Raw genomic sequence first — 17054 nt, 5'->3', positions numbered from 1 at the left:
GTCTGCCTGGCCCCATTATCCTGGGGGCGGGCGTGCTCAGAACTCCCACAGGAGACACACGATGTCCTCTAATGCCCAGGCTGCTGCGCTATCTGCCGCCAATGACGAAGACACCCTGGAAACCCAGGAATGGCTGGAAGCCCTGGCCGCCGTGCTCGACCGCGAAGGCCCCGAGCGCGCCCATTACCTGCTGGAACGCCTGATCGATGAGGCCCGCCGCTCTGGCGCGCACATCCCATTTTCGCCCAATACGGCCTACGTCAACACCATTCCGCCCGGGCTGGAGCCCGCCCATCCCGGCAATCTGGAACTGGAATCCCGCATCCGCTCGTATGTGCGCTGGAACGCCATGGCCATGGTGGTGAAAGCCAACAAGCACAATCCGCCCGACGGCGGCGACCTGGGCGGCCACATTGCCTCGTTCGCGTCGCTGGCCACCATGATCGGCTGCGGCCAGAACCATTTCTGGCATGCCGAAGACGAAAGCCACGGCGGCGACCTGGTGTATTTCCAGGGCCATACCTCGCCGGGCATGTATGGCCGCGCCTACCTGGAAGGCCGCCTTACCGCCGAGCAGCTGGACCACTTCCGCCAAGAAGTCGACGGCAAGGGCCTGTCGTCGTATCCGCACCCCAAGCTGATGCCGGAATTCTGGCAGTTCCCCACCGTGTCCATGGGCCTGGGCCCGCTGATGGCCATTTATCAGGCGCGCTTCCTGAAGTACCTGCACGCCCGCGGCCTTGCCGACACCAGCAAGCGCAAGGTGTGGGTGTTCTGCGGCGACGGCGAAATGGACGAACCCGAATCGCTGGGCGCCATCGCCCTGGCCGCGCGCGAGAAACTCGACAACCTGATCTTCGTCATCAACTGCAACCTGCAGCGGCTGGACGGCCCGGTGCGCGGCAACGGCAAGATCATCCAGGAACTGGAAGGCGATTTCCGCGGTTCGGGCTGGAACGTCATCAAGCTGATCTGGGGCGGCTACTGGGACCCGCTGTTGGCGCACGACAAAGAAGGCATCCTGCGCAAGATCATGGAAGAAACCGTCGATGGTGAATACCAGGCCTACAAGGCCAACGACGGCAAGTTCGTGCGCGAACACTTCTTCGGCAAGCACCCCAAGCTGCTGGAAGCCGTGTCGCGCATGAGCGACGAAGACATCTGGCGCCTGAACCGTGGCGGCCACGATCCGCACAAGGTCTATGCCGCCTTCAAGTCCGCCGCCACGCACGAAGGCCAGCCCACTGTCATCCTTGCCAAGACCATCAAGGGCTACGGCATGGGCCATGTGGGCCAGGCCAAGAACCCCACCCACCAGCAGAAAAAGCTGGAACTGGATTCGATCCGCGAATTCCGCGACCGCTTCGCCATTCCCATTCCCGACGACCAGCTCGAGAAGCTGCCGTATTTCAAGCCGGCCGAAGACTCGGCCGAAATGAAGTACCTGCACGAGCGCCGCAAGGCGCTGGGCGGCTACCTGCCCAAGCGCCGTCCCAAGGCCGACGAGCAACTCAAGGCTCCGGCGCTGGACGCTTTCAAGGCCGTGCTGGAACCCACGTCCGAAGGCCGTGAAATCTCCACCACCCAGGCGTTCGTGCGCGTGCTGAACCAGGTCCTGCGCGACAAGGAACTGGGCCCGCGCGTGGTGCCCATCCTGGCCGACGAATCGCGCACCTTCGGCATGGAAGGCCTGTTCCGCCAGATCGGCATCTACGCGCCCGAAGGCCAGAAGTACACGCCGGTCGATAAAGACCAGGTCATGTACTACAAGGAATCGGCCGACGGCCAACTGCTGCAGGAAGGCATCAACGAAGCGGGCGCCATGAGCTCGTGGATGGCGGCGGCCACGTCGTATTCCACGAACAACCGCATCATGATCCCGTTCTTCATCTACTACTCGATGTTCGGGTTCCAGCGCATCGGCGACCTGGCCTGGGCGGCCGGCGACATGCAGGCGCGCGGCTTCCTGCTGGGCGGCACCGCCGGGCGCACCACGCTCAACGGCGAAGGCCTGCAGCACGAAGACGGCCACAGCCACATCCTGGCCTCGACCATCCCGAACTGCGTGTCGTACGACCCCACCTTCGGCCACGAACTCGCGGTCATCATCCAGCACGGCCTCAAGCGCATGGTGGAAGACCAGGAAAACGTGTACTACTACCTGACGGTGATGAACGAGAACTACCCGCAGCCCGGGCTGACCAAGGGCGACGAGGAAGGCATCATCAAGGGCATGTACAAGCTGAAGTCGCACGGCAAGGGCAAGCAGCGCGTGCAACTGATGGGCTCGGGCACCATTCTGCGCGAAGTCATGGCCGCGCAGGAACTGCTAGAAGCCGACTGGGGCGTGGCCTCGGACGTCTGGAGCGTCACCAGCTTTACCGAATTGCGCCGCGACGGCCTGGACGCCGACCGCCACAATCTGCTGAACCCCGAGGCCAAGAAGCCGCTGGTACCCTATGTGACGCAGCAGCTGGAAAAAACCGAAGGTCCCATCATCGCGTCGACCGACTACATGAAACTGTTCGCCGATCAGATCCGCCCGTTCGTGCCCAACGGCCGCAGCTACCGCGTGCTGGGCACCGATGGCTTCGGCCGTTCCGACTTCCGCTACAAGCTGCGCGAGCACTTTGAAGTGGATCGCCATTTCGTGGTGCTGGCTGCCCTGCGCGCGCTGGCCGACGAAGGCAAGGTTCCCGTCGCCAAGGTGGCCGAGGCCATCAAGAAATACGGCATCGATCCCAACAAAGCCAATCCGCAATACGCCTGAAGGTAGACAGACATGAGCAAACTCGTGGAAATCAAGGTTCCGGACATTGGCGACTTCAAGGAAGTGGAAGTCATCGAGGTGCTGGTATCGGAAGGCGACACGATCAAGGCGGAACAAAGCCTGATCACGGTGGAGTCGGACAAGGCCTCGATGGAAATTCCGTCGTCTGCCGGCGGGGTGGTGAAGTCGGTGAAGGTGAAGGTGGGCGACAAGGTCGCCGAGGGTAAGGTGATCCTGGAAATCGAGGCCGGCGAATCTGAATCGGCGGGCGAATCGAAGGACGCCAAGCCCGCTGCGCAGGCCGAGAAAACGTCCCAGGAGTCTGACTCCCAAAGGGTGTCAGACTCCGAATCCAAAGAGAAGGCCTCTCAAGAGCAGGCCCCCGCCGAAGGCGAATCCGGCGATGCCAAGCCGGCCGCATCCGGCGGCATCACCGACATTACCGTGCCCGACATCGGCGACTTCAAGGAAGTGGAAGTCATCGAAGTCATGGTCGCCGTGGGCGATACCATCAAGGCCGAGCAAAGCCTGATCACGGTCGAGTCCGACAAGGCCTCGATGGAAATCCCCGCCTCGGCGGGCGGCGTGGTCAAGGAAGTGAAGGTCAAGGTGGGCGACAAGGTCGCCAAGGGCACGTCGATCGTGGTGGTGGAAGGGCAGGACGCTGCTCCGGCCAAGGCCGAGGCGCCGGCCCAGGAAAAGGCGGCGCAGGAAAAACCGGCTGCCAGCGGCCAGGAAAAATCCGCTACGGCCGACGCTCCCCAGCCCGCCAGCAAGCCAGCCCCTGCCGCCGCGCTGGAAGATCCCGACCTGAAGCCCGGCCAGTTGCCGCATGCTTCGCCGTCGGTGCGCAAGTTCGCGCGCGAACTGGGCGTGAACCTCAGCAAGGTCAAGGGCTCGGGCCGCAAAGACCGCATCACCGCCGATGACGTGCGCGCCTTCGTGAAGCAGGCCCTGGCCGCTCCGGCCGCCGCTGCTGGCGGCGCGGATGGCGCCGCGCTGGGCCTGCTGCCGTGGCCCAAGGTCGATTTCACCAAGTTCGGCCCGATCGAAGCCAAGCCGCTGTCGCGCATCAAGAAAATTTCCGGTGCCAACCTGCACCGCAACTGGGTCATGATCCCGCACGTCACCAACAACGACGAGGCGGACATCACCGATCTGGAAGCGCTGCGCGTCACGCTGAACAAAGAGAACGAGAAAGCCGGTGTCAAAGTCACCATGCTGGCCTTCCTGATCAAGGCCGTGGTGGCGGCGCTGAAGAAGTTCCCCGAGTTCAATGCCTCGCTGGACGGCGACCAACTGGTCTACAAGCAGTACTACCATATCGGCTTCGCCGCCGACACGCCCAACGGGCTGGTGGTGCCGGTGATCCGCGATGCCGACAAGAAGGGCATCCTGGAAATCGCCAAGGAAATGGGCGACCTGTCCAAGAAGGCCCGCGAGGGCAAGATTTCTCCGGCCGAAATGCAGGGCGGCTGCTTCTCGATTTCGTCGCTGGGCGGCATCGGCGGCACGCATTTCACGCCCATCATCAACGCGCCCGAAGTCGCCATCCTGGGGGTGTCGCGTTCGGCCCACAAGCCGGTATGGGACGGCAAGCAGTTCGTGCCGCGCCTGATCGTGCCGCTGTCGCTGTCGTACGACCACCGTGTCATCGACGGCGCCGCCGCCGCGCGCTTCAACGCGTACCTGGGCCAGCTGCTGGCCGACTTCCGCCGCATCGCGCTGTAACGGGGGCCCTATGAGCAAACTCGTGGAAATCAAGGTTCCGGACATTGGCGACTTCAAGGAAGTGGAAGTCATCGAGGTGCTGGTATCGGAAGGCGACACGATCAAGGCGGAACAAAGCCTGATCACGGTGGAGTCGGACAAGGCCTCGATGGAAATTCCGTCGTCTGCCGGCGGGGTGGTGAAGTCGGTGAAGGTGAAGGTGGGCGACAAGGTCGCCGAGGGTAAGGTGATCCTGGAAATCGAGGCCGGCGAATCTGAATCGGCGGGCGAATCGAAGGACGCCAAGCCCGCTGCGCAGGCCGAGAAAACGTCCCAGGAGTCTGGCTCCCAAAGGGTGTCAGACTCCGAAAGCAAAGAGAAAGCGCCGCAGAAAGAACAACCGGCTGCCGCCAAGAGCCAGCCTGCGGCCCCAGCCGCCCAATACAGCGGCTCCGCCGACCTCGAATGCGACGTGCTGGTCCTGGGCGCCGGCCCCGGCGGCTATTCCGCCGCCTTCCGTGCCGCCGACCTGGGCCTGTCCACCGTGCTGGTCGAACGCTACGACACCCTGGGCGGGGTCTGCCTGAACGTGGGCTGCATCCCGTCCAAGGCCCTGCTGCACAACGCCGCCGTCATCGACGAGGCGCGCGCCCTGGCCGCGCACGGCATCAGCTTCGGCGAACCCAAGATCGACCTGGACAAGCTGCGCGGCTACAAAGACAGCGTGGTGGCCAAGCTCACCGGCGGCCTGGCCGGCATGGCGAAGGCGCGCAAGGTCAAGGTGGTCACCGGCGTGGGCGAGTTCGCCGACCCGCAGCACCTGGCCGTGAAGGGCGCCGACGGCAAGACCCAGACCATCCGCTTCAAGAACGCCATCATCGCCGCCGGCAGCCAGTCGGTGAAGCTGCCGTTCCTGCCGGACGACGAGCGCATCGTCGATTCCACCGGGGCACTGCAGCTGCGCTCGATCCCGAAGAAAATGCTGATCGTCGGCGGCGGCATCATCGGCCTGGAAATGGGCACGGTGTACTCCACGCTGGGCGCGCGTCTGGACGTGGTGGAAATGCTGGACGGCCTGATGCAGGGCGCCGACCGCGACCTGGTCAAGGTGTGGCAGAAGATGAACGCGCCGCGCTTCGACAACATCATGCTCAAGACCAAGACCGTAGGCGCCGAGGCCAAGAAAGACGGCATCTACGTCAGCTTCGAAGGCGAGGGCGCTCCCAAGGAACCGCAACGCTACGACCTGGTGCTGCAAGCCGTGGGCCGCAGCCCCAACGGCAAGAAAATCGGCGCGGACAAGGCCGGCATCGCCGTCACCGAGCGCGGTTTCATCGAAGTCGACAAGCAGATGCGCACCAACGTGCCCCACATCTACGCCATCGGCGACATCGTCGGCCAGCCCATGCTGGCGCACAAGGCCGTGCATGAAGGCCATGTAGCCGCCGAAGCCGCCGCCGGCCAGAAGTCGTTCTTCGACGCCCGCGTCATCCCGTCGGTGGCCTATACCGACCCCGAAGTGGCCTGGGTGGGCCTGACCGAAGACGAAGCCAAGAAGCAGGGCATCAAGGTCGAGAAAGGCCTGTTCCCCTGGGCCGCGTCTGGCCGCGCCATCGCCAACGGCCGCGACGAGGGCTTCACCAAGCTGCTGTTCGACGCCGACACGCACCGCATCCTGGGCGGCGGCATCGTTGGCACCCACGCCGGCGACCTGATCAGCGAAATCGCGCTGGCCATCGAGATGGGCGCCGACATGGTCGACATCGGCAAGACCATCCACCCGCACCCCACGCTGGGCGAATCAGTGGGCATGGCCGCCGAAGTCGCGGAAGGCGTCTGCACCGACCTGCCGCCGGCGCGGAAGAAGTAGCAGGTTTTGTTGCAATGGAAAGAGGCCGCCTTTGGGCGGCCTCTTTCTTGCCAGGTGTCTTCACGCGCGGCGCCGTAGCCAGTTGCGCAGCACGTCATTCATGCGCGTCTGCCACCCTGGGCCGCCTGCCTTGAAGGCTTCGACCACATCGCGGTCGTATCGCACGGTCAATTGCACTTTGGTACGCGCCGCTGGCGGCCGTCCGGGCTTGCGCGCTCGGGCAAGATCCGCTTCCGTGGCCTCGGGGGCATCGGGGTCTGCCTTGATGCCGCGATTGATGATTTCGTTCTCTTCCGGGGTGGGAAGAATTGTCCCTGGCTTAAGCTTCGGCATATCTCTGAATCTCTCTTAGATTTGCTTTGCGCAGACTGACGATGCGTCGTTGTTCGAGTCGATCAACAAATACAACATAATGCAATCGGTGGCCTACGTATCCGAGGGCAATCATGCGCAGCTCGCCGTAATCGTGGCGCCGATCTTCCCATATCAGGGCATCTTCCCATTCAAACTGTCGAGCCAACGCCAGTGACGCGCCGTGTTTCAGGCGATTGGCGCGATCCTTGACGGGATCGAAGATGATGTACATTATTAGTGTAGCTACAATAATTAATTCATTCAAGGCGCGACGATCGGAGAGACATGAATGTATGCGCAGCCCGAAGCCGCTGATCTTATTCACCGGTATGAACGCCGTCAGCATGTTTGGCAGCGCATTTGTCTCTATCCATGCTTCGGACTCTACCGACAAGACAACAACCGGAATCAGATGGTCGGCCAAAGAAAACGGCCGATGCATGCATCGGCCGTTGAGCTTTCGCGAGTCAGGATCGCTCAGGCGGGATCCGTGCAGTAGCGCAGCAGTTCTTGCACCAGGCCCTGGGGACGTTCAGAGCCGACGACGAATTGCGCCATGCGGCCCGCCGCGCGGATCGGCTTGAGGTACTGCTCCACGACGTGATAACCCGGCCGGTCGAAGTAGTCGTCGAACAGAATCGTGCAGCCGACAGGCGCAAACAGCACCGACGCCAGGAATGATGCCACCCGGAAACGTCCGTCGATCAAAATCAGATCGGGCGCCTGCTGATGTTTGCCCATCACTGACCACGGCTCGCTGGCGTAGGCGGGCCACAGCGACGCGCTGGCGCGATCGGAAGGCCTGCCCCAGGCCCCCGTGGGGCCGATGTTGATATAGATCGGCACATACTTCGAGCTATCGCCTCCGGATTGCTGGATGCGGGCCTGTACGGCTTTCAAGAACGGCTGGTCGGAATCCACCGAGTAGATTTTCCGTACACCGGTGCCGGCGGCCATGACCGAACTTCCACCCGACCCATATTCAAGAAAAATGCTGGCCCGGGCCAGGCATTCCTCCAGCAAAGCCCGGCCTTCGGGCTCCATATGCGGCACCAGCGGAATGGTCTCGGTAAGTTTGGCGATATCCACCGGCGCCAGCGGCGGAGCAACTACCGGTTGCCGGCCGACCGGCATGGGCCGGGCCTCGGGGCGTGGCTCGGCAGCCGCAGCCGCGGGCGCCGGCAGGCGCGCACCGTTGGGCAAGGTGTCCAGGCTGTCCAGGAAGTGCTGTGCCGTATCCGCATCGATGCGCTTCAATACATCGAATGCATAATCGGTCAGCCCATAACCCGCCTGCGCGATAAACGCCAGCTTCAGGCGCCGGTTGTCGTCCATGGCCTGAAGGCGTGCCCCGTCGGGCACAAAGATGGCATCGGCGGCCAACAATTGCGAGCCATCATAGCCGGCGTTCGACAATTGGTCCGAGGCCGTACACAGGGCGTATTGTGCGTTGTCCAGCCGCAGCAGGCTTAGCCCATGCGCGGCCAGCAATGCCGCGGTGGCTTCCAGGCTGGGCTGGTTCCGGTACAGCGGCGCATAGCGGATCCGGACCTGAACCAGCAAAGTGTCTGACAACCGTGTCGCTGCGCCGCGCAGTAGCTTCAAGTTGTCGTGGGCATCATCCAGCACCAGCCAGTCTATCCGGTCCAGTCCGTCGATTCCGTCGAGGCATGCCGAGGAAATTGGCAGCTTCGCCAACACGGCGGCGCCCGTGCGCGATGCCGCCGGCTGCTGCTCGGCGGGCAGGGGTTCCAGGGTGCCGCTCAGCGCGGCGTCCAGGCACGCATGTAATACCGTGGGTTCGCCATCCGCCAGGACGAAATGGGCTTGATAGTGCTGCAGGGCGTTTTCCTGCTTCAAGCGCTCGGCATTCGCGATCGTGCTGGCAGGGTCGATGGCCACCGTGGAAAGCGCGCCCAGTTTATGCAAGGCGGGAAACTTCGTGCTGCGCACCAGCACGCCGCCATGATCCACAGTCACTATCCGGCCTTCGAAGGCGAAGTGGAAGGCGCGAGCTTCTGCGTCGGGTTCGGGTTCAGGGTGGGTCAGCGTCATGGGCGCGTCGTCATCTTCGAACCAGGGTTGCCCCTGGGGCGTGAAGGCCAGGGCCGCTGGTGGTTTTCCTTCACAATACCTTTGCCAGATGGCGCGCAACGCGTCGGCCAGGTGGCGCGCGAACTTGGGCCCGTTGCACACTGGAGAGTCCAGCAGGATCTGTCTCAAGTGGCTGCGTATCGTGGCCAGGCTTTGCAGGTCGCTGACCAGCTCCAGCGCGCGGGCGTGGTACTGGTCCCAGTCTTCGGCCACCAGTTCGGGCATGCCCGCATTCACCAGGTGCGTGGCCGAGTGGCGGCCGGCGAAAGTGGGGCCGGGCAGGGTCACTACCGGTACGCCCATCAGCATGGCTTCGCAGGTGGTCAGGCCACCGGAATAGGGCCAGGGGTCCAGGGCGATGTCGACTTCGTTGTAGCGCGAGAACAATTCGTAGTGTTTCGAATGTCCTTCGAGCCGGACGCGATCGGGCGTAATGCCATGGTCGGCCAGGACGTCCAGCGTGCGTTGGCACAGATCGTCGCTGCCAAAAGCGCCGCCCTTCAAGAACAGGCGCGAACCGGGCACCGCGTGCAGCAGCCGTGCCCACTGGGCCAGGATGACTTCATTGATCTTGGTGGGGTTGTTGAAGCAGCCAAAGGTGATGTGGCCGGCTTTCAGGGCGGGCAGGGGGCCTACATCCGGTACGCGCGCCGGCGGCATATAGCAGATGTAGTCGTCCGGCATGCGGATCAGTTTTTCGGTGTACATCGTATCGCTACCGGGGGGCGACTCGATGCCGTCGCTCAGCAGGTAGTCGATAGATTCGACGCCGGTTGTGTTGATCAGGCCGCCCACCCATTTCACCAGTACGGGGGCTGGTCCCAGGGTCATGGTGCGGATGCGGTTGCCCGCGTTATGGCCGGACAGGTCCATCAAAATGTCGATCTGGTCCTTGCGCACCAATTGGGCCAGTTGCTCGTCGCGCAGCGTGGCGATTGGTGTCCATTTCTTGGCAATGGCTTTCAGCCGGGTGGTGACGCTGTCCACCACATTGCTGGTTGTGTAGGCGTAGATCTCGATGCCCAGCTTGACCAGGTGCTCCAGCGCAGGAGTGGTCATTGCCCCTACGGGATGCTGGCGGAATCCATCGGAATACATCCCGAGGCGCAATGGCCGGCCGGCGGATCGGTCCGCTGGAACCGGGCGTTGCGCGGCCTGGTCGGGCGCGAACTGGGCGGCCCAGCGCTTGCACAGTTCCAGGATCTCTTCGGGCTGCCTGTGCGGAATGTAGTGGGACAGCGTCAGCCAGTTGGAGAGCGGTACGGGGTCGGTCTTTGTAAAGGATGCGGCGGTTTCATAGCAGCCCACCGCCTCATCCAGCAGGCCTAGATCGCGCTTGATGTTGCCCAGGTCGTTCCAATGGACATACCGGTTCTTGGGGTCCTGGCGGATCAGGCGGCTGCAGAGCTCGGCGGCTTCCTGGTAGCGGAACAGGCGGCTCAGTACCTGTACCTTGCGCGACAGGGCGGCGACGTCGTGGGGTCTTTGTTCCAGCACTCTATCCGCATGGGCCAGCGCGGCCTGGTTGTCGTTCTTGCGGAAGGCAATTTCCGACAGACCCTGGTGAGCATCCGGGAATCCCTCATTCAAGGTCAGGGCATGCTGGTAGTGCTTGGCGGCGAGGTCGTCGCGTGTTGCCCAGATCTCTATCTTCGCAAGCACTTCCCAAGATCCGGCATCGTCGGGGTCCAGATCGATGGCCGTGCCTATGGCCTGCCTGGCCTGCTCCAGGCTGCCTGCCTTGCCCAGATGGCGAGCCAAGTCCTGCCAGGCCGACGCGTCGCGCGGCATGCGCTGGGTTCGCTCTTTGGCCTGCTTCAGCGTCGACGATTGGGTTAGTGTGCCAGGGGCTGCACGACGGGAAAGGCGGGATAGGGCGGGTTTGGCCATGCTGTTGGGATAAGGGGAGGGAGGGTGTCGCAAGCTTAATGGCAGGGGTGGCGGCGCAATACCGGGGTGAAGCCCGGAAAGCCGGCGCTTTTCTTGCGAACCCCGAGGAGCTGGGAAACCGCCTTGTCCATGCTGTGCCTATGGCTGCCTGCCCAAGGCAAAAAAGCCCCCGATTGTGTCGGGGGCTTTGAACAGAGGCGGAGACCCGCCCCTATGCCGCGCTGGCGGATTAACGCAGCAGCGACAGTACCGTTTGCGGCACTTGGTTGGCCTGAGCCAGAACCGAGGTGCCCGCTTGTTGCAGGATCTGGTTCTTGGTCATGTTGGACACTTCGGTGGCGTAGTCGGCATCTTCGATACGCGAACGAGCGGCCGAGAGGTTGTTGACCGTGTTGTTCAGGTTGGCAATGGTCGACTCGAAGCGGTTCTGGATGGCACCCAGGTCGCTGCGCAGGTTGTCCACGTCGGACAGGGCCTTGTCGATGGCGGCCAGCGGATCAACGGTCGATTCGTAGATCGGCTTGGTTTCATCGATGGTAATGGTGGCCGTCGGGGCGGCGGCGGTAGCGCCGGCGGTGGCGTCGGCCACCGAGACCTGAGCGGCGAAGTACGCGGTTGTGCCGGCGTCATCCGTGCCCTTGACGAACCAATTGCCATTGTCGTCTTGGATCAGATCTGCTGCGGAGTAGCCGGCCGCCGTGCCGTCGGCGTTCACGATGTTTACGTCGCCAGCGGTGACGGCAACCGATTCGCCGGTGTTGTCCGCGCCCGAGATGGTAGCGGTGCCGGTGGTGCCGAATGCGACTTGCGTGCCCTTCGGACCATTGATGCTCAGCGAATCCAGGCCCAGCGTGTCGGCATCGATCTGCTTCAAGTTGATGTCGATCGTTTCGCCGTCGTTGGCGCCGACCTGGATGGTCATGGTGCCTTCCTTGGCCAGAACCTTGACGCCGTTGAATTGGGTCTGTTCCGACACGCGGGTGATTTCGCCCAGGCGCTGGGTGATTTCAGCCTGGATCGAGTCCAGGTCCGACTGCGAGTTCGTGCCGGTGGAGGCTTGAACCGCCAGCTCACGGATACGCTGCAGGTTGTTGTTGACTTCGGTCAGCGCACCTTCGGTGGTTTGCGCCAGCGAAATGCCGTCGTTGGCATTGCGGGCAGCCTGGGTCAGGCCACGCACGTTCGCGGTGAAGCGGTTGGCGATGGCTTGGCCGGCGGCGTCGTCTTTGGCGCTGTTGATGCGCAGGCCGGACGACAGGCGCTCGATGGCGGAACCCAGAGCGGATTGGGACTTGTTCAGGTTGTTTTGCGCAACCAGCGACAAGTAGTTCGTGTTGATAACAGCAGCCATGGATAGCTCCCAAGAGAGAAAGGCTTCTTCAAACCGGGCAGCCAGGCCGCCCACTCCGCGGGGTTTCATGCCCCGCTGCCCTGGGTAACGGCGAGGCCATCGTCAACTTAAGTGCGGTTGCCGCCAGATTTATCGATAAATGGCCGCAAAGTTGTTACAGCACCTGGGCCAGTTGGGCTTCGTCCGGCAATTCGTGCCAGGCGCCTTCTTTCAGCCGGGCGCGGATGCGGGCCGTGGCCTGGCTGCGCAACTGGCACACCCGTGCTTCGGTCACGTCCAGCACGGCGCCGATTTCCTTCAGGTTCAGGCCTTGCTCGTAGCACAGCGACAGCACCAGTTGTTCGCGCTCGGGCAGGGCCTCGATGGCCTTGACCAGCGCGCGCCGCAGGTCGCCGGTCAGCAGGGATGCCAGCGGATCCCCGGCGGTATCGGCCGGGGTGTCCAGCCAGCCGCGCGCCTCGCCATCGCCGGGACCCAGGTCGTCGTAGTGCAGGATCTGGATGCCGCGCGCGTCGTTCAGCATGTCCTGGTATTCGTCCAGGGGCACGTTCAGCGCGTCGGCGATTTCGCGCTCGGAGGGCGGGCGCATCAGCTCTTGTTCCTTCTGCTGGATGGCGGCTTCGATGCGCTTGCTTTTGCTGCGTACGCTGCGGGGCAGCCAATCCTGGCTGCGCAGCTCGTCCAGCATGGCGCCCCGGATGCGGGCGGTGGCATAGGTTTCGAACTGGGCGTCGGGTGTTTCCTGGTAGCGCCGGGCGGCGTCCAGCAGGCCGATCATGCCGGCCTGCACCAGGTCGTCGAGCTGGACGCTGGCGGGTAGCCGCGCCAGCAACTGCAGCGCCAGCTTGCGGACTAGCGGCGCGTACCGAACCAGGCTGTCATCGGCGTAGGGCATGCATCTCTGTCGACGTCTCGATCAAGCCAAGATTGTCGGCAAAAAACGCCATTTCATTCGTATAAAAACGAAAGGTTTTAAGTGTTTGTTTACGAATTTCCCGAGCAGTTTATTGCTCAAAATGTAACCATAATGTATCTTTTATGCCAAATGTCAGAAAATAATCCACAATTGGATATGAATGTCATAAATCCTGACAGTTTGCATGGTAGATTGCATGCATCTTGGTATTAACAGATACATGTTGTATCGAGAGCAAGGCCTGCCTTCGGGGGACCGGGCCGATACCGCCAACGGCCAAATCGCTGGCATTTCAAGCCTTTAGGAGTCACAAGCGTGCATACCGCGGACAGTTCTTTACTTGCTGACATTCGGGAAGTCAACCTTTCGTATCTGTTGCTGGCTCAACGCATGCTGCGCGACGATTATGCGGCGTCGACGTTCCGCCTGGGTTTCAGCAATGAAGTTGCCGATATCCTGATGCGCCTGTCGCCGGCCCAACTGGTGAAGCTTGCCAGTTCCAGCTCGCTGCTGTGCCGCTTCCGCTTCGACGATTACAGCCTGCTGTCGGCCCTGACCCAGGACGTTCTGGGCGGCGCATTGCAACAAGCCCACGCGACGATCCTGCTGGCCAAGCAGCCGGTCGAGCAACTGGCCTGATGCCCCGCGCTGCCATGGCTACCAAAAGTGTTTCCCAGGAGGCCGACGATATCCTCCTGGCCAGCGCCATGATCTCGCTGGGCGCGCGCCTGCAGGTGCTGGAAGCCGAGACCTGCCTCAGCCACGACAGGCTGTCCCGGCTGTACCGCGAGATCCGCGGCTGCTCGCCACCGAAAGGCATGCTGCCGTTCTCGGTAGATTGGTTCATGACCTGGCTGCCGAATATTCATTCATCGCTGTTCTACAACGTGTACTCGTTCCTGAACACGCGCACCGCCAGCCGCGGCATACGCGCCACGATCGACGCCTATCGCCTGTACCTGGAACATGCTGGCGTGGAAGGGCAGGCCGACGAGCCTGTGCTGAGCTTCACGCGGGCCTGGATGCTGGTGCGGTTTTTCGACAGCGGCATGCTGCAGTTGTCGCCGTGCCGCCAGTGCGGCGGCCATTTCATCGCGCATGCGCATGATCCGCAAGGGGATTTCGTGTGCGCAATCTGCCGTCCGCCACCTCGCGCCGGCAAGACCCGCGCCGCGGCCAAGGCCCGCGCCGGGCAGCGCGCCGCAGCGCCCAAGGTGCCGGCCGCGGTTCGCCACTGAACCATCCCGCCGGCCCTAAACAGGCCAAAAGCCCCTGAAAACTCCCCGTAACCCGTGTTTTTACAAACGGGTATGCGGGAGATCATTGTCGCCAATTCTAGACTCGATGGCAGAGGCCCAATGTGTTGATTGTTATTGGTTATGCGGTAGTGCTTGTCGCGGTGATCGGCAGCTTTATCGGATTGGGCGGACACCTGGGTGCGCTGTACCAGCCCTTTGAATTGACCTTGATCGCGGGGGCCGCATTGGGCGCCTTCCTGGCGGGCAACAGCCGCAAGTCGCTGATGCTGATGCGGCATGCGCTGCCCCAGGCCATCAAAAGCTCGCCGTACAGCAAAGACGTGTACATGGAGCTGATGGCGCTGCTGTATGTGCTGCTGAACAAGGCGCGTCGCGAAGGCCTGATGAGCATCGAGTCGCACATCGAAGACCCGCAGTCCAGCGCCATTTTCAGCGACTATCCGCGCATCGCGCGCGATGCCAAGCTGATGGAGTTCATCACCGATTACCTGCGCATCATGATCAGCGGCAACATGAGCTCGTTCGAGATCGAGACGCTGATGGATGAAGAAATCGAGACCTACCGCCACGAACGCGACGTGCCTTGCCACGCCTTGCAACAGGTGGCCGACGCGCTGCCGGCCTTCGGCATCGTGGCTGCGGTGCTGGGCGTGATCAAGGCGCTGGGCGCGGTGGACCAGCCGCCCGCCGTGCTGGGCGACCTGATATCCAAGGCCATGGTGGGCACGTTCCTGGGCGTGCTGCTGGCCTACGGTTTCGTGGCGCCGCTGGCCTCGCGCCTGGAACGCCGCACATCCGAATCCGTGAAGGTGCTGGAATGCATCAAGGTAACGCTGCTGGCCAGCATGAATGGCTACCCGCCCCAGTTGGCAGTGGAATTCGGCCGCAAGGTGCTGTTCTCGGCAGTGCGTCCTTCGTTCGGTGAACTGGAAGAGCACGTGCGCCAGGCCAAGTCGGCGGCCACTGGCCGCGCCTGACGGGGCGGCCCATGAGCTCGTTGAACAATCACCGGGTGGTTATCCGCCGCAAGCGCACGCCGCGGCGGGCGCACCATGGCGGCAGCTGGAAGATTGCCTACGCCGACTTCATTACCGCCATGATGGCGTTCTTCCTGGTGATGTGGCTGATTGCCATCGTGCCGAAGGAAGAACTGCGCAGCATTGCCGAATACTTCCGCATGCCGCTGCATGTGGCGCTGACCGGCGGGCCCAAGTTCTCGGCCGAGACCAGCGCCATCCCCGGGGGCGGGCAGGATCCGCTGCGCGACGACGGCGATGTGCGCAAGTCCGATGGCAACCGGGTGCAGGCCGAAGTGCTTTCCGACAGCGAGCGGCGCGACCGCCATGCGCTGGAGCGCCTGAAGCGCCGGCTGGATAACATGCTGGAAGAAAACCCGGTGCTCAGGAACTTCCGGCCGCAGTTGCTCATCGACATGACCACCGAGGGCCTGCGCATCCAGATCGTGGATAACCAGAACCGCCCCATGTTCGCCACCGGCAGCGCCGAAGTGCAGCCCTATATGCGCGACATCCTGCGCGAGTTGGGACCGGTGCTGAACGAGCTTCCGAACAAGCTCAGCATCGCCGGCCATACCGACGCCACGCAGTACGCGCGTGGCGAGCGGGCCTACAGCAACTGGGAACTCTCGGCCGACCGGGCCAACGCTTCGCGGCAGGAACTGGTGGCGGGCGGCATGGCGGAAGGCAAGCTGATGCGCATCCAGGGGCTGTCGTCCAGCATGAGCCTGGTTAAAGATGATCCGTATGCGGCCGTTAACCGTCGTATCAGCCTGGTAGTGCTGAACCGGCGCACGCAGCAGCAGATCGAACGGGAAAACGCGGCGGCCGCCGATCTGAGCGTGCGCGATACCAGGGAAATCACGGAGTCTTTGGCGGCCCAGCCGCCCATGCCAGAGGCGGCAAGGTAGTTATGACGGCAACGATATTGGTGGCAGACGACTCGGCGACGATGCGCATGATCGTCCAGGCCGCCCTGACGGAAGCGGGCTGGCGCGTGCTGGCGGCCGGTGACGGCCAGCAGGCCCTGGAACTGGCGCGCGCCAACCGCGTGGACATGCTGGTCAGCGACTGGAACATGCCCGTCATGGGCGGGCTGGCCCTGATACAAGGCCTGCGCGACGAACCGGGATACCAGGACCTGCCCGTGCTGGTGCTTACCACGGAAGACGACGGGCAAAGCAAAAGTGCCGCGCGCGACCTTGGGGTGTGTGGCTGGCTGAACAAGCCGCTGGACCCCGGCGTGCTGGTGGAATTGGCGTCCGAACTGCTCGGCGAGCAGCCGGGCGCCTGAGCAAGTTCGAAAGGAAGGTGTACGGTCTATGAGCGGCCTGGATCTCAGTCAGTTCTACGAGACATTCTTCGACGAGGCGGACGAACTGCTCGCCGAGATGGAACAACTGCTGTTGCAGCTGGATGTCGGCGCGCCCGACATCGAGCAGTTGAATGCGATCTTCCGGGCTGCGCACTCCATCAAGGGGGGCGCGGCGACATTCGGCTGTTTCCAGCATCTGGCGGGCACCACCCACCTTCTGGAGAACCTGCTGGACGAGATCCGCCGTGGCGAAATGACGCTGCGCGCGGACATGGTGGATATTTTCCTGGAAACGAAAGACGTGCTGAAAAGCCAACTGGACACCTATCGCGCTTCGGAAGAGCCCGACGAGGCCGTGTACGAACGTATTTGCGCGGTGCTACGGCAGCTGGCCCAGGAACACGGCGCGGCGCCCGCGCCACTTGCGCCCGCCGCGGCGCCCGCGCCCCCGGCCCGGTCCCTCCTCGCGGTTGATAGAGATATTCGCCAGCGCACACCTAGAGCCTGGC

At 63.1% G+C, this 17054-nt stretch carries 14 protein-coding genes; 9 read left to right on the top strand and 5 right to left on the bottom strand.

Going from position 1 to position 17054, the window contains the following annotated elements; all coding sequences use genetic code 11:
- Positions 1–61: 61 nt before the first annotated feature.
- Genes aceE through lpdA form a run of 3 tightly spaced genes read left to right on the top strand, consistent with a single transcriptional unit; the run spans position 62 to position 6350 of the window.
- Positions 62–2770, top strand: a complete 2709-nt coding sequence (aceE, locus tag LPZ50_RS03010; RefSeq protein ID WP_230657349.1) for a pyruvate dehydrogenase (acetyl-transferring), homodimeric type — start codon at positions 62–64, stop codon at positions 2768–2770.
- 12 nt (positions 2771–2782) lie between these two features.
- Positions 2783–4501 (top strand): dihydrolipoyllysine-residue acetyltransferase, encoded by a 1719-nt coding sequence (gene aceF / locus LPZ50_RS03005; protein WP_230657348.1) that lies wholly within the window; start codon positions 2783–2785, stop codon positions 4499–4501.
- 10 nt (positions 4502–4511) lie between these two features.
- Positions 4512–6350, top strand: a complete 1839-nt coding sequence (gene lpdA, locus LPZ50_RS03000; protein ID WP_230657347.1) for a dihydrolipoyl dehydrogenase — start codon at positions 4512–4514, stop codon at positions 6348–6350.
- A 60-nt stretch (positions 6351–6410) separates the two neighbouring features.
- Here the strand turns inward: lpdA and LPZ50_RS02995 are convergent, their stop codons facing one another.
- The 5 genes from LPZ50_RS02995 to LPZ50_RS02975 all read right to left on the bottom strand — a co-directional run bounded on the left by LPZ50_RS02995 (position 6411) and on the right by LPZ50_RS02975 (position 12934).
- A complete protein-coding gene (locus tag LPZ50_RS02995; RefSeq protein WP_230657346.1) occupies positions 6411–6683 on the bottom strand; it encodes a BrnA antitoxin family protein in 273 nt (90 codons plus the stop codon).
- Positions 6670–7146: a BrnT family toxin gene (locus LPZ50_RS25370; RefSeq protein WP_329957632.1), complete on the bottom strand. Its 477-nt coding sequence runs from the start codon at positions 7144–7146 to the stop codon at positions 6670–6672. Before LPZ50_RS25370 ends, LPZ50_RS02995 begins: the two co-directional genes overlap by 14 nt.
- A gap of 35 nt (positions 7147–7181) precedes the next feature.
- Complete coding sequence (locus LPZ50_RS02985) at positions 7182–10589, bottom strand: tetratricopeptide repeat protein (RefSeq protein WP_230657344.1); 3408 nt, start codon at positions 10587–10589, stop codon at positions 7182–7184.
- A 328-nt stretch (positions 10590–10917) separates the two neighbouring features.
- Positions 10918–12039 (bottom strand): FliC/FljB family flagellin, encoded by a 1122-nt coding sequence (locus tag LPZ50_RS02980; protein ID WP_230657343.1) that lies wholly within the window; start codon positions 12037–12039, stop codon positions 10918–10920.
- Positions 12040–12193: 154 nt separating this feature from the next.
- Positions 12194–12934: an RNA polymerase sigma factor FliA gene (locus LPZ50_RS02975; RefSeq protein ID WP_230657341.1), complete on the bottom strand. Its 741-nt coding sequence runs from the start codon at positions 12932–12934 to the stop codon at positions 12194–12196.
- A 336-nt stretch (positions 12935–13270) separates the two neighbouring features.
- Here LPZ50_RS02975 and flhD point away from each other — a divergent pair, with 336 nt between their 5' ends.
- The 6 genes from flhD to LPZ50_RS02945 form a co-directional block, all read left to right on the top strand.
- A complete protein-coding gene (flhD, locus tag LPZ50_RS02970; protein WP_230657340.1) occupies positions 13271–13594 on the top strand; it encodes a flagellar transcriptional regulator FlhD in 324 nt (107 codons plus the stop codon).
- A gap of 14 nt (positions 13595–13608) precedes the next feature.
- Complete coding sequence (gene flhC / locus LPZ50_RS02965) at positions 13609–14193, top strand: flagellar transcriptional regulator FlhC (protein ID WP_230657337.1); 585 nt, start codon at positions 13609–13611, stop codon at positions 14191–14193.
- Between the two features lie 122 nt (positions 14194–14315).
- Positions 14316–15191, top strand: coding sequence for a flagellar motor stator protein MotA (motA, locus tag LPZ50_RS02960; RefSeq protein ID WP_230657335.1), 876 nt, complete (start codon positions 14316–14318; stop codon positions 15189–15191).
- An 11-nt stretch (positions 15192–15202) separates the two neighbouring features.
- Positions 15203–16141: a flagellar motor protein MotB gene (motB, locus tag LPZ50_RS02955; RefSeq protein WP_230657333.1), complete on the top strand. Its 939-nt coding sequence runs from the start codon at positions 15203–15205 to the stop codon at positions 16139–16141.
- 2 nt (positions 16142–16143) lie between these two features.
- Positions 16144–16524 carry a response regulator gene (locus LPZ50_RS02950; protein ID WP_230657332.1) on the top strand — a complete coding sequence of 127 codons (381 nt, stop codon included), beginning with the start codon at positions 16144–16146 and terminating at the stop codon, positions 16522–16524.
- A 28-nt stretch (positions 16525–16552) separates the two neighbouring features.
- The coding region (locus LPZ50_RS02945) for an Hpt domain-containing protein (RefSeq protein ID WP_230657330.1) at positions 16553–17054 on the top strand (502 nt) is incomplete at its 3' end.

The organism is Bordetella petrii (assembly GCF_020991325.1).
GTDB classification, from domain to species: Bacteria; Pseudomonadota; Gammaproteobacteria; order Burkholderiales; family Burkholderiaceae_B; genus Bordetella_A; species Bordetella_A petrii_E.
This window is presented reverse-complemented; position numbering and strand designations above follow the sequence as displayed.